The sequence below is a fragment of the Leifsonia sp. HAY1-4F genome (assembly GCF_056755275.1).
On the sequence record NZ_JBNDHX010000073.1, the window covers coordinates 1 to 19193 of the forward strand.

16 protein-coding genes are annotated in these 19193 nt (G+C 70.4%); 9 read left to right on the top strand and 7 right to left on the bottom strand.

The window, feature by feature from the left end; genetic code table 11:
- The first annotated feature begins 120 nt into the window (after positions 1-120).
- Genes metX through ACPYOG_RS13655 form a run of 4 tightly spaced genes read left to right on the top strand, consistent with a single transcriptional unit; the run spans position 121 to position 4409 of the window.
- Positions 121-1326 (top strand): homoserine O-acetyltransferase MetX, encoded by a 1206-nt coding sequence (metX, locus tag ACPYOG_RS13640; protein WP_481294733.1) that lies wholly within the window; start codon positions 121-123, stop codon positions 1324-1326.
- A gap of 16 nt (positions 1327-1342) precedes the next feature.
- Positions 1343-2509, top strand: coding sequence for a sensor histidine kinase (locus tag ACPYOG_RS13645; protein WP_481294734.1), 1167 nt, complete (start codon positions 1343-1345; stop codon positions 2507-2509).
- A complete protein-coding gene (locus ACPYOG_RS13650) occupies positions 2506-3723 on the top strand; it encodes a hypothetical protein (RefSeq protein ID WP_481294735.1) in 1218 nt (405 codons plus the stop codon). Before ACPYOG_RS13645 ends, ACPYOG_RS13650 begins: the two co-directional genes overlap by 4 nt.
- 32 nt (positions 3724-3755) lie before the next feature.
- Complete coding sequence (locus ACPYOG_RS13655; protein ID WP_090036793.1) at positions 3756-4409, top strand: response regulator transcription factor; 654 nt, start codon at positions 3756-3758, stop codon at positions 4407-4409.
- A gap of 97 nt (positions 4410-4506) precedes the next feature.
- Here the strand turns inward: ACPYOG_RS13655 and ACPYOG_RS13660 are convergent, their stop codons facing one another.
- The 5 genes from ACPYOG_RS13660 to ACPYOG_RS13680 form a co-directional block, all read right to left on the bottom strand.
- Positions 4507-5817: an MFS transporter gene (locus ACPYOG_RS13660; RefSeq protein WP_481294736.1), complete on the bottom strand. Its 1311-nt coding sequence runs from the start codon at positions 5815-5817 to the stop codon at positions 4507-4509.
- A 9-nt stretch (positions 5818-5826) separates the two neighbouring features.
- A complete protein-coding gene (locus ACPYOG_RS13665) occupies positions 5827-6072 on the bottom strand; it encodes a hypothetical protein (protein ID WP_481294737.1) in 246 nt (81 codons plus the stop codon).
- 1 nt (position 6073) lies between these two features.
- A complete protein-coding gene (locus ACPYOG_RS13670; protein ID WP_481294738.1) occupies positions 6074-6382 on the bottom strand; it encodes a thiamine-binding protein in 309 nt (102 codons plus the stop codon).
- Between the two features lie 88 nt (positions 6383-6470).
- A complete protein-coding gene (locus ACPYOG_RS13675; protein ID WP_481294739.1) occupies positions 6471-7811 on the bottom strand; it encodes a hypothetical protein in 1341 nt (446 codons plus the stop codon).
- Between the two features lie 45 nt (positions 7812-7856).
- A complete protein-coding gene (locus ACPYOG_RS13680; RefSeq protein ID WP_481294740.1) occupies positions 7857-8738 on the bottom strand; it encodes an ADP-dependent NAD(P)H-hydrate dehydratase in 882 nt (293 codons plus the stop codon).
- Positions 8739-8827: 89 nt separating this feature from the next.
- On the opposite strand from ACPYOG_RS13680, the gene ACPYOG_RS13685 reads away from it, so the two are divergent.
- Both ACPYOG_RS13685 and ACPYOG_RS13690 read left to right on the top strand, forming a co-directional pair.
- Positions 8828-9445 (top strand): HAD family hydrolase, encoded by a 618-nt coding sequence (locus tag ACPYOG_RS13685; protein ID WP_481294741.1) that lies wholly within the window; start codon positions 8828-8830, stop codon positions 9443-9445.
- 8 nt (positions 9446-9453) lie between these two features.
- Positions 9454-10533, top strand: coding sequence for an NADH:flavin oxidoreductase/NADH oxidase (locus ACPYOG_RS13690; RefSeq protein ID WP_481294742.1), 1080 nt, complete (start codon positions 9454-9456; stop codon positions 10531-10533).
- Positions 10534-10581: 48 nt separating this feature from the next.
- On the opposite strand, the gene ACPYOG_RS13695 is transcribed toward ACPYOG_RS13690, so the two are convergent.
- Positions 10582-10959, bottom strand: coding sequence for a VOC family protein (locus ACPYOG_RS13695; protein WP_481294743.1), 378 nt, complete (start codon positions 10957-10959; stop codon positions 10582-10584).
- A gap of 204 nt (positions 10960-11163) precedes the next feature.
- On the opposite strand from ACPYOG_RS13695, the gene ACPYOG_RS13700 reads away from it, so the two are divergent.
- Entirely contained in the window at positions 11164-12495 is a 1332-nt protein-coding gene (locus ACPYOG_RS13700; RefSeq protein ID WP_481294746.1) for a hemolysin family protein, read from the top strand.
- Positions 12492-13529: a hemolysin family protein gene (locus tag ACPYOG_RS13705; protein WP_481294744.1), complete on the top strand. Its 1038-nt coding sequence runs from the start codon at positions 12492-12494 to the stop codon at positions 13527-13529. Before ACPYOG_RS13700 ends, ACPYOG_RS13705 begins: the two co-directional genes overlap by 4 nt.
- A gap of 30 nt (positions 13530-13559) precedes the next feature.
- Here the strand turns inward: ACPYOG_RS13705 and guaB1 are convergent, their stop codons facing one another.
- Positions 13560-14999, bottom strand: coding sequence for a GMP reductase (guaB1, locus tag ACPYOG_RS13710; protein WP_481294745.1), 1440 nt, complete (start codon positions 14997-14999; stop codon positions 13560-13562).
- Between the two features lie 149 nt (positions 15000-15148).
- Here guaB1 and ACPYOG_RS13715 point away from each other — a divergent pair, with 149 nt between their 5' ends.
- Positions 15149-19117, top strand: a complete 3969-nt coding sequence (locus ACPYOG_RS13715; RefSeq protein ID WP_481294747.1) for a multifunctional oxoglutarate decarboxylase/oxoglutarate dehydrogenase thiamine pyrophosphate-binding subunit/dihydrolipoyllysine-residue succinyltransferase subunit — start codon at positions 15149-15151, stop codon at positions 19115-19117.
- Positions 19118-19193: the final 76 nt, after the last annotated feature.

A 19193-nucleotide genomic window follows, 5' to 3' on the forward strand; every position in this document is an offset into this window, starting at 1 on the left:
TCCGTCGTCGGCAGCGTCAGATGTGTATAAGAGACAGGCTCGGGGAGGGGGCTCGGGGCGCGGGCGACGGCGGGACGTAATAGAGCGATGGGCGCGGGCGCGCTCCGAGAGAATGGGCCTATGGAGTGGCAGACATCCGCCGACACGGCGCCGTCGAGTTTCATCACGGACGCCCAGGCGCGGACGCTGCTCGGGAAGCCGCCGGCGAGCGGCGCCTGGAAGGAGTCCGACCATCCCGGCGGCCGGCAGTTCGCCGGGATCGGGGCCTTCACCTTCGAGAGCGGGGAGAGCCTCCCCTACGTCCGCATCGCGTACGAGACCTGGGGCGAGCTGTCGCCCGACGGTGACAACGCGGTGCTGGTCCTGCACGCGCTGACCGGCGACTCCCACGCGGTCGGCCCCGCGAGCGCCGGTCACCACACCGCCGGCTGGTGGCAGGGCATCATCGGACCGGGCAAGGCGATCGACACCGATCGCTGGTTCGTCGTGGTGCCCAACATGCTCGGCGGCTGCCAGGGGACGACCGGGCCGGCATCCCTCGCTCCGGACGGGGCGGAGTGGGGCCCGCGCTTCCCGTTCACGTCCATCCGCGACCAGGTGAACGCGCAGGCCGCCTTCTCCGACGCGATCGGCATCGGCCGCTGGGCGGCTGTCGTCGGCGGCTCGATGGGCGGGATGCAGGCGCTGGAGTGGGCGGTGATGTTCCCGGGCCGTGTCGAGCGGCTGGCTGTCCTCGCTGCGCCGCCGCATTCCACCGCCGACCAGATCGCCCTCAACTCGGTGCAGATCGAGGCCGTTCGCACGGACCCGCTGTTCCGCGGCGGTCAGTACTACGACGCCGGGGACGGCGAGGGGCCGCACCGCGGGCTGGCGCTCGCCCGCCGGATGGCGCTGCTCAACTACCGCAGCCCCTCCGAGCTGAACGTCCGGTTCGAGCGCGCGTGGCAGAGCGGGATCAGTCCCCTGGGCGGCGGCGGCCGCTTCGCGGTGGAGTCGTACCTCGACTTCCACGGCAACAAGTTCACCCGCCGGTTCGACGCCAACAGCTACATCACCCTGGTGGAGGCGATGAACTCGCACGACGTCGGCCGCGGCCGCGGAGGGCAGGCCGCCGCACTGTCGCGGGTCGCCGCGCGCACGCTCGTCGTGGGGATCGACAGCGACCGTCTGTTCCCCGTGGAAGGACAGGAGCAGATTGCCTACCATGTTCCGGACACGCTGGACGGTAGAGTTCCAGTGGTGATCCGGTCGGACTTCGGCCACGACGGGTTCCTGATCGAGGACGATGCGGTCAGCGCTCAACTGAGGCGGCTGCTCGCAGGCTGACGATGGTTGGAGGGGCATGTCGCGCATCCAGAAGGAGCGTGATCGTCTCCTCGCCGCCACAGCCCGCACGGTCGGGCTGACCGCCACCGCGACCGCGCTGCTCTGCCTGAGCGTCCCCGGGTCGCTCCCGCTCCCCCTCTACTTCGCCTCCCTGGTGCTCATCCTGTGCCTCGGCTACGCGCAGTGGCAGCTGGCCGGGCTGCTGCGCCTGACGATGTGGATGTGGATCATCGTCGCCGCCGGCAACGCGCTCATCCTCGTCCACCTCCTTCCGGGGACCGCCCTCGGCCCCTCGGCGATCAGCGCGGTCGGCGTCATCGGCGCAGCGTCGGTCGCCTGCGTCTGCGTCCTTGCCGTCACCTCCCGTACCCGGCTGATCCTGCTGGTCGCTTCGGCCGCGGTGACGGTGGGTTCGCTGGGCGTGACGCTCGGGATGACCGGCTCACGGATGGCCGAGCCGCTCGTGTTCACGGTGACAGGCTGGATCGCGCTGACCGCGACCGGCGTCTGGCTCTCGCGGACCGTTCCCCGGACTCTGAAGCGCATCTCCACCATGAGCCGCGCCTACCGCGTCGAACGCCAGGCGAGCGAGACGGAGGCGCGCCGTCGGCAGAGCGCCCGGCTGCTGCACGACACCGTGCTCGCCACGCTGACGCTGCTGGCCCACTCCGGTGTCGGCGTCAGTCACGGTGCGCTCCGGGAGCAGGCGGCCGAGGATGCTGCGCTGCTGCGCCAGCTGCGGCTCGGCTTCACGCCCGACCCGTCGCGCTCCGGCGACTACAAGCTGAAACCCGTGGAGCAGTCCACGCTCGGCAACACCCTCGAGTCGGTGAAGCAGCGCTTCCGGCGAATGGGACTGGAGGTCAACTGGCACGGCGCCGGCCAGGTCCTCCTGCCCAGCGACGTGCTCGACGCCTTCCTGCTCGCCCTCGGCGAGTGCCTCGAGAACGTGCGCAGGCACTCCGGGGTGAACGAGGCGCACGTGACCATCACCGACGACGACGCGAACGTGCGGGCGATGGTGACGGATGCGGGCAAGGGGTTCGACGTGTCGACCATCGACGCCGGACGTCTGGGCTTCACCGAGTCGATCGTGGCGCGCCTGCGGGATGTCGGGGGCAACGCACGCCTGTTCTCCTCGCCCGGCAGCGGGACGACCGTGGTGCTGGAGGTGCCGAAGTGACCCGGATCGACGAGCGGACGGTCCCGCGCAGCCCGCTCGCACGCGGGGCGGCCGGGGACGAACGGGATGCGCTCAGCCGCGCCCGCCTGGATCTCGGCTTCAACGTCGCAACGGTCGCGCTCATCGCGTTCCTGCTGGTCCTGTTCTTCCTCGACATCGGGGACTACCCCCTGCTCGGCCTGACGATCGCCGCCTGGGTCCTCGTCGCCGTGACCCTGGTCGCCGCGCTCGTGCTGCGCTTCCGGCTGCCGGACGAGCTGCCGCTGTGGCTGTACCTCGGGGGCCTCGGGATGTGGGCGATCGCCCTCGCCCTCGACATCGCGGGCAGCTGGCCGGGAGGAGGCGCCGCCGCGCCACTGACCGCGGCCGCGGCCATCGGGCCCGCCCTGCTGCTCTGCGTGCCTGTGCGGCCGGCCCGCGACATCCTCCTCGCGGCTGCGGCCCTCGGCGGCGTCCTCGCGATCGTCGTGGTCTGGCGTGCCCTCCCCGACCTCCAACTGCTGGGACCGGGGATGGTGACCGTCGCCATCGCCGTCGCCCCTCCCGTCGTCGGCACCCAGATCGTGCGCTCGCTGCGGACGCTGGTTCAGCTGGAACTGGATCTCGTCCAGGTGCAGAGCACGGTCGTCTCCCCCGGCTACGCCATCGGGATGCTCGCCTCGGAGGAGCTGGCCCGCCTGGACCTCGCCGCCGAACGTCTGCTCGACGGCGTCGCCACCGGCCGCACGGAGCTCCCGCTCGACGAGGACACGGCGGACGCGGCGGCCGGCATCGCGACGGAGCTGCGCCTCCATCTCATCCAGGGCCGCACCGAGACGTGGCTGTACCACGCGGTCACCGAGTCCGCCCTGCTCGGGCCGTCCGTGACGCTGAGCGACCCCGAAGGGCTGGCCGCGGGCCTCAACCGGGACCAGCGCGATGGTCTCCTCACCGCCGTGTGGCTGCTCATCAGCGACCCCGTGCGCGCCGGGACGGGACAGCCGCGCACGCTGACCCTGGAGCTCGCCCGGCCGGTCGGCACCTACCCGCGGACCTCGAACCCGGGCGCGACGATGAATATCGTGATCTCGACCAGCGGTGTGCCGCGAAACGGGGTAGACCCGGCGGCATGGCAAGCTATCCGTAAGGTGGGACGCTATGTCGAGTCGTTCTCCGGATCGATCCTGCGCATCGAGGTCACCACCGTGAGCGACACCTCCGCCGAGCTGGTCTGAGCCAGCGGGACCGCTACAGAGAAAGGCAGCCCATGGGTGAGCAACCGCCGATTCGGATCGCGATCGTCGACGATCACAAGATGCTCCTCGGAGCGCTGACCGAGTGGATCCGCAACGCAGCGGACGACATCAACATGGTGGCGGCGGTGGCCAGCTGGCCGGAACTGCTGACCCATCCCGAGTTCCCCGTCGACGTCGTCCTGCTCGACCTGGATCTGAAGGACAACATCCCGATCTCGCTCAAGCTCTCCACGCTGAAGACGACGGGCGTCGCGACCGTGCTGATGAGCACCTACTCGGAGCCGGCGGTCGTGCGCGAGGCGCTCGCGGCCGGTGCCCTGGGCTACCTGGTCAAGAGCGAGGATGCGGAGATGATCGTCGAGGCGATCCGCGCGGCCCGCATGGGCGAGTCGTTCATCTCGGCCGAACTCGACCTCGCGCTGAACGCCGGCGAGGCCGGCGGCGCGCCGAAGCTGAGCGCGCAGGAGCGTCGTGTCATGGCCCTCTACGGTGCCGGCGAGCCGGTCAAAGCGGTCGCGTTCCAGCTCGGCATCTCGGACGAGACGGCCAAGAGCTACCTCAAGCGCATCCGCGAGAAGTACCGCGTGGCCGGCTACGACGTCGGCACGAAGGTCGCACTCCGCAAGCGCGCCATCCAGGACGGCATCCTCCTCCAGAACGACTGACGCCTCTCGCGCTCCGCCCCACCCCACCGCCGAGTCCGCAGAGATTGCACGTTTTCGGCGCGATTCTGTGCAATCTGTGCGGACTCGGCGGTGGGGCTCAGTCGGCGGAGGCGGAGACGGAGACGGAGGCGGAGACCGGGACGGGGTCGGGGCGCTGGGCGCGGATCGCGCCGGTGTGGACGCCGCGGCGGATGCGCGAGCGGTCGATCCCGAACGTGAGCAGAGCGAGGGCGATGCCCCCGAGGGCGAGCATGCCGCCCACGATGACGGGTGACACGTAGCCGAACCCGGCCGCGATGGTCAGACCGCCGAGGAAGGCGCCCGACGCGTTCGCGATGTTGAGCGCCGAGTGGTTGAGCGCCGCCGCGATCGACTGACTGTCGCGCGCCACATCCATCAGCCGGGTCTGGATGGTCGGCGAGAGCGCCGAGCAGGCGCCGGACACCACGAAGACCGAGATCAGCAGGCCGGGGACCGTGGATGCGGTGAGCCAGAGCGCAGCGAGCCCGAGCACCAGCAGGACGAAGAAGAACAGCATGCTGCGTGGAACGCTGTGGTCGGCAGCCCGGCCGCCGACGATGTTGCCGATGGTCATCCCGAGGCCGGCGAGGATGAGGACCAGCGGGACCGTGGCCTCCGGCATCCCGGTCACCGAGATGACGATCGGCGCGATGTACGTGTACATCGCGAAGAACCCGCCGAAGCCGACGGCGCCGATGGACAGTGCGAGCCACACCTGCAGGCGGGTGAACGCCCGAAGCTCATTCCGCACGCTCGCCGTGGCGTCACCGGCCTGCCACGGCACCAGAAGGGCGATGGCGACGAAGGTGAGGGCGAAGATCCCGGCGACGACCAGGTACGCGATGCGCCAGCCGCTGTGCTGGCCGATCCAGGTGATCGTCGGTACTCCCACGACGTTGGCGATCGTCAGCCCGGACAACACGAAGGCGACGCCCCGTCCCCGCTTGCCCGGACCCATCAGGGAGGCGGCGACCAGCGATGCGATGCCGAAGTAGGCGCCGTGAGGCAGGGCCGAGACGAAGCGGGCGAGGATGACGAGCGGGAAGGTGGGCGCGAGCGCCGAGGCGATGGTCCCGGCCGTGAATGCCACGAGCAGCCAGAGCAGCAGCTTCTTCCGCGGCCAGCGGGTCGCGAACGTCGCGATCGTGGGCGCGCCGACCACCACCCCGAGGGCGTAGGCCGAGATGATCCAGCCCGCCTGGGCGTTCGCGTCGGTCGGCGAGGCGGCATAGAGCTGCGGCAGGAGGTCGTGCGCGATGTTGGGCAGGAGACCCATCGCGACGAACTCGGTGGCTCCGATGCCGAAGCCCCCGAGGGCGAGGGCCAGCAGGGCAAGACGAGTACGGGCCGACGACAGCTTCGTCGGCCCGTCGATGAGGAGGGTCACCGACCCAGCCTATATCGAATCGTTTCGACCCGCCGTCGCCGCCGCCGTCGCCTGTTCCCCGAAGAACTCGGTCGCATCCACGTCCTGCGTCTCGTCCGACGGCGCAACCCGCGCTCCGGCGGCGCCGGCGATCGCGAAGACGACGCAGCCGAGGAGCGGGCCGCCGACGAAGACCACGACGACCACGACGCCGATGACGACGACCGGCCAGAAGGCCAGCAGCAGCTCGCCGATCAGGACGAACGGGTTGTCCACGTCAGTCGTTCTGCTCGAGCGCCGCCTCGAGCCGTTCCAGCTTGCCGTCGAGCTCGCCTGTGTAGCCGGGACGGATGTCCGCCTTCAGCACCAGGGAGACGCGCGACCCGTAGCGGCCGACCGCTTCGGTCGCCCGGCGGACGACGTCGAAGACCTCGTCCCACTCCCCCTCGATGGTCGTGAACATCGCGTCGGTGCGGTTCGGGAGTCCGGACTCGCGCACCACGCGCACCGCCGCCGCGACCGCGTCGTGAACGGATGCGTCCGGTCCTTCGCCACCGCTCGGTGCCACCGAGAACGCCACCAGCATGTCTTCCTCCTTGTGTCGGTCACGCCAGGTCCGCGTGCACTCCGTCTGCGTCCGTCCCGGTCAGCGCCACCCCGTCAGCGCCATCCCGTCAGCGCGCCGCGCCGCCGACCGGCTCGGGATGCGCTCCCGGCGCCGAGTGGAACGGCCACGCGTGCGCGGGAACGAGGTCGTCGGCCGCCTCCTGGCGGTGACGCCGCCGCCACAGCGCGGCGATCGTCCAGCCCAGGATCACGAAGTACATGAGGTTCCGCACGGTCAGCACAGCGACCATCCCGGCCTCGGGCACGAGGAGCGTGTCGTAGAGGAACGGATAGAACAGCTGCGTGAGTGCCGCCGTCACGAGCACGAGCAGCGCAGGTACGCGGAAGCCGCGGCCCTGGTACGCCAGCCCGATGACGATGGGTGCGGCCAGCCACACGACGTACTGCGGCGACCCCACCTTGTTGAACGCGATGAACGCCGTCACGAGCGCCAGCGACAGTTCGGGCAGGATGCGTGTGTACGGAGTGCCTCGGCGCAGCGCCTGCACGCCGATGAGCAGGACCACCGCGGCCGTCAGTCCGAAGAGCGGGTTCATCAGCGAGCCGGCGAGCGCCGTGCCGTCGCCGCTGACTTGGAACGTCAGCAGCTTGTGGTCGTAGTACACCGCGGCGCCCGGCACGTGGAAGGCGGCCTGCCACATCCAGATCGTGCTCACCGGCGCCTCGATCTGCAGACCGCGGTCGGTCTGCATGCCGATGAAGCTGAGGACGTGCCAACCGGCACCGAAGATCAGGGGGACGGCGACGATGATGGCCGAGGTCACGGCGCCGACCAGGACGATGTGCCACCGCGAGCGCAGAGCGACGACGGCCGCGAGGAGGATGGCCGCCGGCCAGACCTTGATCCAGGTGGCGGCCGTCAGCACCACGACCGCTGCGCGCTCGTGCAGCGTCAGCCAGAGCAGCCCCACGATGGCGAGGGAGGCCGAGACGGCGTCGAGACGGCCGACCGCGATCGGACCGAGCAGCAGCAGGAAGCCGAGCCACCACCACGCGGCGACCAGGCGCCGGGGCTCGCGGCCGACGATGAGCACGGCGAACGCGGCGGCGTTGAGCAGCAGCACCAGGTTCAGCCAGCCCCAGACATAGCCTGCGTCGCCGAACAGCAACGGCAGCATGATCGGGACGAGCGCCCCGAACGGGTAGACCCAGTCGGAGTTCACGCCGACGATCTGCGTGCCCTGCGAGGCCAGCTCCGCCCACGGCTTGTAGACCAGGAAGACGTCCCCCAGGCCTTTGCCCTGGTTGAGCGCGAGCCCGCTGATGATCAGGTGCACGGCGAGGAACGCGATCCACAGCGTCAGTGGGCTGTACAGGACGCGGCGCACCGTCCCGGGATCGGCTGGTGCGGTCGATCGGGCGCCGATCGACGCCGCTTCCATCCCCATATCGCCACATCCTAGGGGATGCCCGTGGCGGGCCCCTGAATGCGGTCAGCTGCCCGGCCGCACCAGGTCCCGCACCACGCCGGGGAGCGCACCCACGATGTCGAGCGCCACGATCGGGCCGCCGTCCGAGGCCCGCTCGCCCGCGCGGCCGTGCACCCAGGCGGCCGTGGCGGCGAGCGCGGCGAGCGCGGCGTGGCCGTCCTCGTCGATCTCGCGGGCATGGGTCGCCACCAGCGCGCCGAGCACGCCCCCGAGCACGTCGCCGCTCCCCGCCGTCGCGAGCCATGCCGGCCCCGCCGTCACCGCGTACCGCGGGCCTCCGGGTGCGGCGACGTAGGTCGTGTGGCCCTTGAGCAGCACCGTGACACCCATGCTGTCCGCCGCGCGGATGGCCCAGTCGCCCGGGTCGGCGGCGATGTCGTCGGCCGTCACGGCGTCCGGGTCGTCGTCGGCCGCCTCCCGCAGCATGGTCGCCAGTTCACGGAAGTGCGGGGTCACGATGACGGGAGCGGACGCACGGCCGACCAGGTCGAGCGCGCCCGCGTCGATCACCAGCGGCGTGCCGTCGTGGAGGGCCGCGCGCAGGCGCTGCGCGTCGTCCTCGGGGCGCGAGGCCGCATCCATGCCGGAGCCGATCAGCCAGCCCTGCACCCGCCCGGGCGCCGTCACCACCTCGGGCCTGCTGCGGATCACGTTCTCGGTGGGCCGGTCGGCCCCGAGGTAGCGGATCATTCCGACTCCCGTGCGCGCGGCGCCCTCGACGCCGAGCACCGCCGCCCCCGGGTACCGCTCGGAGCCGGTCACCACCCCGAGAACGCCGCGGGTGTACTTGTCGCTCGACTCCTGGGGAACCGCGATCCACGCCGCGGCGTCCCGCTCGTCCCACGCCCGCCATCCGCCCTGTGGCCCGCCCTGTCGTCCGGTCACCGGTCGCCTCCGCTCGCTCGTCGCCCGGCCGCCGATCGCGACCGTATCGTCCCATCGAACCCCTGCGGTCCTCACGATAGGTTGAGAGCATGGCGATCAGCATCCCCGGCAAGGTGATCGTGTTCGACTACGGCGAGGTCATCTCGGTGACCCCGACCGAGGAGGACCGGCGTGCGCTGACCGAGCTCGCCGGCGGCGACGCCGAGGTGTTCTGGCCGGCGTACTGGCGGCACCGGGACGCGCTCGACCAGGGCACCCTCAGCATCCAGTCGTACTGGCGGGGCATCGAGCGGGAGCTGGGCGAGAGCTGGGGCGACGCGACCATCCACCGGCTCTGGCTGGCGGACTTCCGCAGTTGGCTGTCCATCGACCACGAGACCCTGCAGGTTCTGCTCGACCTCAAGGCGGGCGGGACGCGGATGGCCCTGCTGTCGAACGCGGGCCGCGACTTCGGCTCCTATTTCCGGCACGGCACGCTCGGCGACCTGTTCGAGAAGGTGTTCGTCAGCGGAGAGCTCGGCACGATCAAGCCGAGCCCCGAGATCTTCGAGCACGTCATGGCCGAGCTGGGGGTCACGCCGGAGCAGACGGTCTTCGTCGACAACAAGGAAGCCAACGTCCTCGGCGCACAGTCCCTGGGCATCGCGGGCCATGTCTTCACGACTCCGCAGGGACTCCGGGCATATCTGGACGCGCTCGCCGCTTAAATGGTGACATGCCCACTCTTTTCGATCCCCTGACTCTGCGCGGTGTGACGATCCGCAACCGCATCTGGACCTCGCCGATGTGCCAGTACTCGGTGCTGGACGAGTCGGGCGTCCCGGGGACCTGGCACCTCGTCCACCTCGGCGGGTTCGCCACGGGCGGGAGCGGGATCGTCTTCAGCGAGGCGACCGCGGTCAGTCCCGAAGGCCGGATCAGCCCGCGCGACACCGGGATCTGGACGGACGAGCAGCGGGATGCGTGGAAGCCGATCGCGGCCTTCATCGAGGAGCAGGGCGCCGTCCCGGGCATCCAGCTCGCTCACGCGGGGCGGAAGGCGTCCACCTGGCCGGCCTGGGGCTTCGAGGGCCGCAGCGGCACCGTCCCGGTCGCCGAGGGCGGCTGGCGCGCCGTCGCCCCCTCGGCGCTCGCGTTCGAGGGCTACGACGTGCCGGAGGAGGTGGATGCCGCCGGCATCGAGAAGGTCGTCGACGACTTCCGCTCCGCGACGCGGCGCTCGATCGAGGCGGGCTTCCGCATCCTCGAGATCCATGCCGCGCACGGCTACCTGCTGCACCAGTTCCTCTCTCCGATCGCGAACCACCGCACCGACGAGTACGGCGGCTCGCTCGAGAACCGCGCGCGCCTGCTGCTGCGCGTGGTGGCGGCGGTGCGGGAGGAGGCGGGCGATGCTCCGTTGTTCGTCCGCTTCTCGGGCAGCGACTGGGCCGAAGGCGGCTGGGACGAGCACCAGACGGCGACGGTGGCCGCCTGGGCGGAGGCGGCGGGAGCCGACTTCTTCGACATCTCGAGCGGCGGCATCCAGGCGGGCATCCGCATCCCCGCCGAGCCGGGCTACCAGGTGCCGTTCGCGCATCACGTGCGCAGCACGTCCGAAGTGGATGTGAGCGCGGTCGGGCTCATCACCACACCGCAGCAGGCGGCCGAGATCGTCGAGAGCGGGCAGGCGGACGCCGTCATGCTGGCGCGCGAACTCCTCCGCGACCCGCACTTCCCGCTACGGGCCGCGCATGAACTCGGCGGCGGGATCGACTGGCCGCCGCAGTACCTCCGCGCCCGCTGGCGCGACTGAGCCTGCGGGCGCCCTCAGATCCTGGAGGCTGTCAGATTCTGGAGGCTGTCAGGCGACCTCCGTCAGGCACAGGTAGTTGCCCTCGCTGTCCTGGAACCAGGCCGAACGGCCCATCTCGTCCGTCGCGATCCCGTTCTCGGTCTTCAGGCCGGGGAAGTCGTAGTCCGCGAAGACCACGCCCCGCTCCCTGAGCTGCGCCATCGTGCCCTCGATGTCGGGCACGATCCAGCACATCGCGGTGTTCTGCGCGGTTCCGGCGTTCGCGGTCTCGTACACGTAGATCTTCGACTGCGATCCGGTGCCGTACAGCACACCGCTTTCGGTGGTCCGCTCCGGCTCCAGCTCCAGCTTGTCGCGGTACCACCCGGTGGCACGCTGCAGGTCGGAAGCGGGAAGCACGGAGTACGTCACATACGACTCGAACATGGTGATCCTCCTTCATCCGGGCGGCATGATACGCGTCCGCCGGCCTGACGGGCCCCCTAGAACTGGACGTCTCCCCAACCGTCTGCGTGAGGTGGGACCGATATACTTGCGGGCACATGGACGACCCTCCTTCTCGTAGCCCATTCGATCGTCAGAGCCCGCGTGCGAGCGAGCGAGGTGGCCACTGTGCTCGTTGAGTGGATCATGCTGGCCGTCGGCCTCCTGCTCACCGTCGGCACCGGGCTCTTCGTCGCCAGCGAGTTCGCCCTGGTCAATCTGGATCGCGGCGATCTGGAGGCGCGGCGGGACCGCGGCGAGTCCCGGCTGTCGATGACGATCGCGGCCCTCAAGATCACCTCGACGCACCTCTCCAGCGCCCAGCTGGGCATCACCCTGACCACGCTGCTCACCGGTTACACGATGGAGCCGGCCATCAGCTCCCTGCTGCGCGGTCCGCTGACCGCGACCGGATTGCCGGACGCAGCGGTGACGCCGATCGCCTCCGTCGTCGCCATCGCCGTGGCGACCCTGCTGTCGATGATCCTCGGCGAGCTTGTCCCCAAGAACTTCGCGCTGGCCCTCCCGCTGGCGACGGCACGGGTGGTCATCCCCTTCCAGACGGTGTTCACGGCGGTGTTCCGTCCGTTCGTGGCCCTGCTGAACGGCACGGCCAACGGAGTGCTGCGCCTGGTCGGCGTGGAGCCGAAGGAGGAGCTGTCCGGCGCCCGCACCGCCGACGAGCTCTCCTCGCTGGTGCGCCGCTCCGCCAGCGCGGGCCTGCTCGAGGAGGACACGGCGACCCTCCTCAGCCGCACGCTCGCGTTCTCCAACCGGAGCGCCTCCGACGTGATGACGCCGCGCCCGCGGATCGAGGCGGTCCAGCGCACCGAGCCGGCGCAGGCGGTCAGCGACCTCGCCCGGAAGACCGGGTACTCGCGGTTCCCGGTGATCGGCGACGACATCGACGACGTGCTCGGAGTCGTCCACGTCAAGCAGGCCGTGGCCGTCCCGCGGCAGCGCCGCTCGCGCGTGCCCGCCTCGGCGCTCATGACCGACGCGCTGCGGGTGCCGGAGACGATGGGCCTGGACACGCTGCTCGGCGAGCTGCGCGCCCGCGGCTACCAGCTCGCGGTCGTCGTCGACGAGTACGGCGGGACCTCGGGCATCGCCACCCTGGAGGATCTGGTCGAGGAGATCGTCGGCGAGGTGGCCGACGAGCACGACCGGACGCGCGCCGGCGTCATCCGCGGACGCGACTCGATCACGTTCCCGGGCATCCTCCGCCCGGACGAGCTGGAGGAGCGGGCCGGCGTCACCGTGCCGGAGGACGGCCCGTACGAGACCGTCGCGGGGTTCGTGATGAACGAGCTCGGCCGGCTCCCGAAGGTCGGCGACGAGGTCCCGATCGACGGCGGCACCCTGCGCGTCGAGCGCCTGGACGGCCGCCGAGTGGACCGCATCCGGTACACGCCGGATCCCGTCCCACTGACCGGGGACGCGGCGACCGACGCCATCGGAGAGGCGGGGCGCTCATGAGCGACTGGGCCGGAATCGGCTGGCTGGTCGTGCTGCTGGGCGTCAACGCGTTCTTCGTCGCGGCGGAGTTCGCCGTCATCTCCGCGCGCCGGTCGCAGATCGAGCCGCTCGCCGAGCGCGGCAAGCGCAGCGCGAAGACGGCATTGTTCGCGATGGAGCACGCCACGCTGATGCTGGCGACGACGCAGCTCGGCATCACCGTCTGCTCGCTGCTCATCCTGAACGTCTCGGAGCCGGCCATCCATCACCTGCTGGAGGCGCCCCTCCACGCGACGGGATGGTCGGAGGAGGTCATCGGCACCATCGCGTTCATCGTGGCCCTCGTCGTCGTGTCGTTCCTGCACGTGGTGTTCGGCGAGATGGTGCCGAAGAACATCTCGTTCTCGATGCCCGACAAGGCGGCCCTGCTGCTCGCTCCCCCGCTGGTCGGCGTCGGGCGGGCGGTCCGGCCGATCATCATCGCGCTCAACGCCAGCGCGAACGCCGTCCTCCGGCTGTTCCGGGTCGAGCCGAAGGGCGAGGCCGCGAGCACCTTCACGCTCGACGAGGTGGCGACGATCGTGTCGCAGTCCACGCGCGAGGGCCTGCTGATGGACCGCACCGGCGCGCTCACTGCGGCGTTCGAGTTCACCGAGAAGAAGGTGCGGGATGTCGCCGTCGCGCTCGACGCGCTGGTCACCCTCCCGGAGACCCCGACTCCCGCCGACGTGGAGAAGGCCGTCGCCAAGCACGGCTTCTCCCGCTACGTCGTCCCGGACCCCGACGGCGAGCCGACCGGCTACCTCCACCTGAAGGACGTCCTCGACCTCGAGGAGACCGGGTTCGAGCTCCCGGTGCCGGCGAAGCGCATCCGCAGGCTCGTCACCGTCTTCGCCGGCAGCGACGTCGAGGACGCGCTGGCGACGATGCGCCGCTCGGGCAGTCACCTCGCCCGGGTCGTGGACGCCGAGGGCGCCACCGCGGGCGTGCTCTTCCTGGAGGACATCATCGAGGAGCTCGTCGGCGAGGTGCAGGACGCGACCCGCCGGTCGTAGCCGCGGCAGACGCGCGACGATTGACGGCGTCTACCAGCTGACCGGCAGCGCCTTGCCCTCCTCATAGCCGGCCGCCGATTGGATGCCGACCAGCGCGCGCTCGTGGAACTCGGCCAGCGAGCGCGCTCCGGCGTACGTGAACGAGCTGCGCACACCGGTCGTGATCATGTCCAGCAGATCCTCGACCGAGGGACGGAGCGGGTCGAGGTAGATGCGCGAGCTGGAGATGCCCTCGGCGAAGAGCTCCTTGCGGGCCAGCTCGTACGCGTCCAGCCGCTCGAAGCGCCCCTTGACCGCCTTGGTGGAGGCCATGCCCCAGCTCTCCTTGTAGAGGCCGCCGTTCGCGTCGCGGTCGAGCATCCCGGGCGCCTCGATCGTCCCGGCGAACCAGGAGCCGATCATCACGGAGGCGCCGCCCGCGGCGAGCGCCAGCGCGACGTCGCGCGGGTAGCGCACACCGCCGTCCGCCCAGACGTGCGCCCCGAGCTCGCGCGCGGCCGCGCTGGTCTCGAGCACTGCCGAGAACTGCGGGCGGCCGACAGCGGTCATCATCCGCGTCGTGCACATCGCGCCGGGACCGACTCCCACCTTGAGGATGTCGGCACCGGCGGCGACGAGGTCGCGCACGGCCTGCTCGGTGACGACGTTGCCCGCGACGACCGGCAGGCCGAGGTCCAGTTCCTTGACCGCGCGGATGGCGCGGATCATGCCGTCCTGGTCTCCGTGCGCCGTGTCGACGACGAGCACGTCGACACCGGCGGCCGCCAGCGCCTTCGCTTTGCGCGCGACATCCCCGTTGATCCCGACGGCGGCGGCGACCCGCAGCCGGCCGTGCGCGTCGAGGGCGGGCGTGTAGATGGTGGAGCGCAGCGCACTGCGCTTGGAGAGCGTCCCGACGACGCGGCCGTGGTGCAGCACGGGCGCGAACTCGAGGCCGGCCGCATCCATCGCCTGGAACGCGGCTCGACCGTCGCTGAGGTCCTCGGCATCGAGCGCGGTCAGGGCGCCGTGCAGCAGGTCGCCCACGCGGGCGTCCGGGAGGGCGGAGCCGAGTTGGACGGCGGCGAGGCAGCCGAGGTACGCGCCGTGGGCGTCGCTCACCACGATCCCGTGGCCTTCGACGGCCGGGATGCGGCGCAGCACGTCGGCGACGCTCTCGTCGGGGCCGGCCTGGTGCGGGGTGTCGAACGCGACCGGCTGCGCCTTCACCCAGCGGATGGCCTCATCCAGGTCCTGAAGGTGCATGTCCTGCGGCAGGACGCCCAGGCCGCCGCGTCGCGCGAGGGTCGCGGCGAGCCGCTTGCCCGTGACGGAGTTCATGTTCGCGGAGACGATCGGGATGGTCGCGCCGGTGCCGTCGTTGGGCGACAGGGAGACATCCAGACGACTCGTGACGTTCGAACGCGACGGCACGAGGAAGACGTCGGAATAGGTCAGGTCGTGGCGCGGGGACGTTCCATAGAACTGCATGCGAATAACGCTATCCCGCTGGGCTGCGGGAGCGCACCGGAGTATCGATGGGATTAGGCTTGATCTTCGGGGGAACGCGGGTGGCCGCAGGGCCACTCGGACGAGACGAATCAATGGAGAGAGTGGGCGATCTGGCTGTGTCGAGCCAAGTGACCGGAGTAGGAACCGAGGACGGCTCCACGGGCGAATTCGGAGCCAACGAATGGCTCGTGGATGAACTGTACGAGCAGTTCGTGCACGACAAGAACTCGGTCGACCGGTCGTGGTGGCCGATCCTCGAGCACTACCACCCGTCGGTGAAAGAGGAGGGCGCAGCGGGAACCGCCGCTCCCTCGGCCGAGTCGATCCCCTCACCGGACGAGACGCCCGCCCCGGCGCCTGCCGAGCCGGGCATCCCGACCCCCTCCGAGCCGACCGTGCCGACCCCGGCGGAGCCGACCGTCCCCGCACCCGCGGAGCCGAACGCTCCGAGCCCGTCCGAGCCGTCGACACCGGCTCCGCCGACGATCCCGGCCCCTCCGGCGACGCCGGCGCCCCCCGCCGCGCCGACTCCGCCCGAAGCCCCGACTCCGCCGGCCGCCGCGACTGCCGCCGGAGGCGCGCCCGCGCCGCACCCGAACGAACCGAAGCCGGTGACGACGCCCATCCCGATCATCGGCCAGCAGCCCGTCGCGCGTACCACCTCCATCGCACCGAAGCCCCAGCCGGTCCCGGCGGACGCACCGGTCACCGCCCCGAACGCGGTCGTCGAGGCCGCCGAGGAGGACAAGGTCACCCCGCTCCGCGGCATGTCCAAGTCCCTGGCCACCAACATGGATGCGTCGCTCACCGTTCCGACGGCGACGAGCGTCCGCACCATCCCGGCCAAGCTGATGATCGACAACCGCATCGTCATCAACAACCACCTCAAGCGCGCCCGTGGCGGCAAAGTCTCCTTCACGCACCTCATCGGCTGGGCGCTCATCCAGGCGCTCAAGGAGTTCCCGAGCCAGAACGTGTACTACGAGGAGGTCGACGGCAAGCCGTCCGTCGTCGCGCCCGCGCACATCAACCTCGGCATCGCGATCGACCTGCCGAAGCCCGACGGATCGCGCGCCCTCCTCGTCCCGAGCATCAAGCGCGCCGACACCATGCGCTTCGGCGAGTACCTCTCCGCCTACGAGGACCTGGTGAACCGGGCCCGCAACAACAAGCTCACCGCCGCCGACTTCGCCGGCACCACGATCTCGCTGACCAACCCCGGCGGGATCGGGACCGTGCACTCCGTCCCGAGGCTCATGAAGGGCCAGGGCTGCATCATCGGCGCCGGCGCCCTCGAGTACCCGGCCGAGTTCCAGGGCTCCAGCGAGAAGACGCTGGCGGGCCTCGCCATCGGCAAGACCATCACGCTGACCAGTACCTACGACCACCGCGTCATCCAGGGCGCCGGGTCCGGCGAGTTCCTCAAGATCGTGCACGAGATGCTCATCGGGAAGCGCAGCTTCTACGAGGACATCTTCGCCGAGCTGCGCATTCCGTACATGCCGATCCACTGGAACCCGGACATCAGCGTCGACCTGGCCAGCGCCGTCGACAAGACCGCCCGTGTCCAGGAGCTCATCAACTCGTACCGTGTGCGCGGCCACCTGATGGCCGACATCGACCCGCTGGAGTACAAGCAGCGCACGCACCCGGACCTCGAGATCGAGAACCACGGACTGACCTTCTGGGACCTCGACCGGGAGTTCGTCACCGGCCAGTTCGGCGACAAGCGCAAGATGAAGCTGCGCGACATCCTCGGCGTGCTCCGCGACTCCTACTGCCGCACGGTCGGCATCGAGTACATGCACATCCAGGACCCGGCGCAGCGCCGCTGGTTCCAGGACAAGCTGGAGCGGCCCTACGAGAAGCCGACGCACGAGGAGCAGCTGCGCATCCTCGGCAAGCTGAACGAGGCGGAGGCCTTCGAGACCTTCCTGCAGACCAAGTACGTCGGACAGAAGCGCTTCAGCCTCGAAGGCGGGGAGTCGACCATCGCCCTCCTGGATGCGATCCTCCAGGGAGCGGCGGAGGCGGAGCTCGACGAGGTCGCGATCGGCATGGCCCACCGCGGCCGCCTCAACGTGCTGACGAACATCGCCGGCAAGACGTACGGCCAGATCTTCCGCGAGTTCGAGGGCACCCAGGACCCGCGCACCATCCAGGGCTCCGGCGACGTGAAGTACCACCTCGGGACCGAGGGCACCTTCAGCGGCGTCCACGGCGAGGAGATCCCCGTCTACCTCGCGGCGAACCCGTCCCACCTGGAGGCCGTCGACGGCGTGCTGGAGGGCATCGTCCGCGCCAAGCAGGACCGCCGGCCGGCCGGCACCTTCCTCACGCTGCCCATCCTCATCCACGGCGACGCCGCGATGGCCGGCCAGGGCGTCGTGGTCGAGACGATGCAGATGTCGCAACTGCGGGCGTACCGCACCGGCGGCACCCTCCACGTCAACATCAACAACCAGGTCGGCTTCACCACGCCTCCTGCCGAGGCGCGCACGTCCGTGTACTCGACGGACGTGGCCAAGACCATCCAGGCGCCGATCTTCCACGTGAACGGCGACGACCCGGAGGCGGTCGTCCGCGTCGCCGAGCTGGCCTTCGCCTACCGGCAGGAGTTCAAGCGCGACGTCGTCATCGACCTCGTCTGCTACCGCCGCCGCGGCCACAACGAGGGCGACGACCCCTCGATGACGCAGCCGCTGATGTACAGCCTCATCGAGGCCAAGCGTTCGGTGCGGCGCCTCTACACCGAGGCTCTCGTCGGCCGCGGCGACATCACCGAGGAGGAGTACGAGCAGGCTCACCGCGACTTCCAGGAACGCCTGGAGCGCGCGTTCATGGAGACGCACGCGGCGCAGACCCACCCGGCTCCCGTCCTCACCGCCGAAGAGACCGGCGACCTGGAGCAGCCGGCCCCGCAGGACGACAACGTCGGGGAGCCGGCGTCGACCGCGGTGAGCGAGCAGGTCATCCACATGATCGGCGACGCGTTCAACAACCCGCCCGCCGGGTTCACCGTCCACCCGAAGCTGCAGCAGCTGCTGACCAAGCGCGGCGAGATGAGCAGGAACGGCAACATCGACTGGGGCTTCGGCGAACTGCTCGCCCTCGGCACGCTGCTGGCGGAGGGCACCCCGGTGCGCCTCGCCGGGCAGGACGCGCGGCGAGGCACCTTCGTCTCGCGTCACGCCGTGCTGCACGACCGCGTGAACGGCCAGGAATGGCTGCCGCTTGCGAACCTGAGCGACAACCAGGCACGGTTCTGGATCTACGACTCGCTCCTCAGCGAGTACGCCGCGATGGGCTTCGAGTACGGCTACTCGGTGGAGCGTGCGGATGCGCTCGTCCTCTGGGAGGCCCAGTTCGGCGACTTCGCCAACGGCGCCCAGACGATCATCGACGAGTTCATCTCCTCGGCCGAGCAGAAGTGGGGCCAGCGCTCGTCGCTGGTGCTGCTCCTCCCCCACGGCTACGAGGGACAGGGACCGGACCACTCCAGCGCCCGCATCGAGCGGTACCTGCAGATGTGCGCCGAGAACAACATGACCGTCGCACGTCCCTCGACCCCGGCCTCGTACTTCCACCTGCTGCGCCGCCAGGCGTACGCGCGCCCGCGTCGCCCGCTCGTGGTCTTCACGCCGAAGGCGATGCTGCGGCTCCGTGGCGCCTCGAGCAATGTGGAGGACTTCACGACGGGTCGCTTCGAGCCGGTGATCGACGACGCACGGATCACGGACAAGAGTTCGGTCAAGCGGGTCCTCCTGATGGCCGGCAAGCTCTACTACGACCTGCTCAACGACCTCGAGAAGAACCCGAACCCGGAGATCGCCCTGGTGCGGGTGGAGCAGTTCTACCCGCTTCCCGCGGAGCTCAAGGCCATCGTCGACTCCTACCCGAACGCCGAGCTCGTGTGGGTGCAGGACGAGCCGGAGAACCAGGGGGCGTGGCCGTACATGATCCTGGAGACCTCGAAGCTCGGCCCGCGCCCGCTCGGCGTCGTGTCCCGCCCGCCGTCGGCTGCGCCGGCCGCCGGGTCGGCCAAGCGGCACGCGCAGGAGCAGCAGATCCTCATCCAGCGGGCGCTGACGCTGTAGGGCGCTCGCTGCCCCACTCCGGCCGCCACGATCCCGCACCTGTCTCTTATACACATCTGACGCTGCCGACGACGGA

Excerpts from the sequence above, each read along its gene's own strand:
- metX (WP_481294733.1), top strand. The coding sequence starts at position 121 with ATGGAGTGGCAGACATCCGCCGACACGGCGCCGTCGAGTTTCATCACG.
- ACPYOG_RS13645 (WP_481294734.1), top strand. The coding sequence starts at position 1,343 with ATGTCGCGCATCCAGAAGGAGCGTGATCGTCTCCTCGCCGCCACAGCC.
- ACPYOG_RS13655 (WP_090036793.1), top strand. The coding sequence starts at position 3,756 with ATGGGTGAGCAACCGCCGATTCGGATCGCGATCGTCGACGATCACAAG.
- ACPYOG_RS13670 (WP_481294738.1), bottom strand. The coding sequence starts at position 6,382 with ATGCTGGTGGCGTTCTCGGTGGCACCGAGCGGTGGCGAAGGACCGGAC.
- ACPYOG_RS13675 (WP_481294739.1), bottom strand. The coding sequence starts at position 7,811 with ATGGGGATGGAAGCGGCGTCGATCGGCGCCCGATCGACCGCACCAGCC.
- ACPYOG_RS13685 (WP_481294741.1), top strand. The coding sequence starts at position 8,828 with ATGGCGATCAGCATCCCCGGCAAGGTGATCGTGTTCGACTACGGCGAG.
- ACPYOG_RS13690 (WP_481294742.1), top strand. The coding sequence starts at position 9,454 with ATGCCCACTCTTTTCGATCCCCTGACTCTGCGCGGTGTGACGATCCGC.
- ACPYOG_RS13695 (WP_481294743.1), bottom strand. The coding sequence starts at position 10,959 with ATGTTCGAGTCGTATGTGACGTACTCCGTGCTTCCCGCTTCCGACCTG.
- ACPYOG_RS13700 (WP_481294746.1), top strand. The coding sequence starts at position 11,164 with ATGCTGGCCGTCGGCCTCCTGCTCACCGTCGGCACCGGGCTCTTCGTC.
- ACPYOG_RS13705 (WP_481294744.1), top strand. The coding sequence starts at position 12,492 with ATGAGCGACTGGGCCGGAATCGGCTGGCTGGTCGTGCTGCTGGGCGTC.
- guaB1 (WP_481294745.1), bottom strand. The coding sequence starts at position 14,999 with ATGCAGTTCTATGGAACGTCCCCGCGCCACGACCTGACCTATTCCGAC.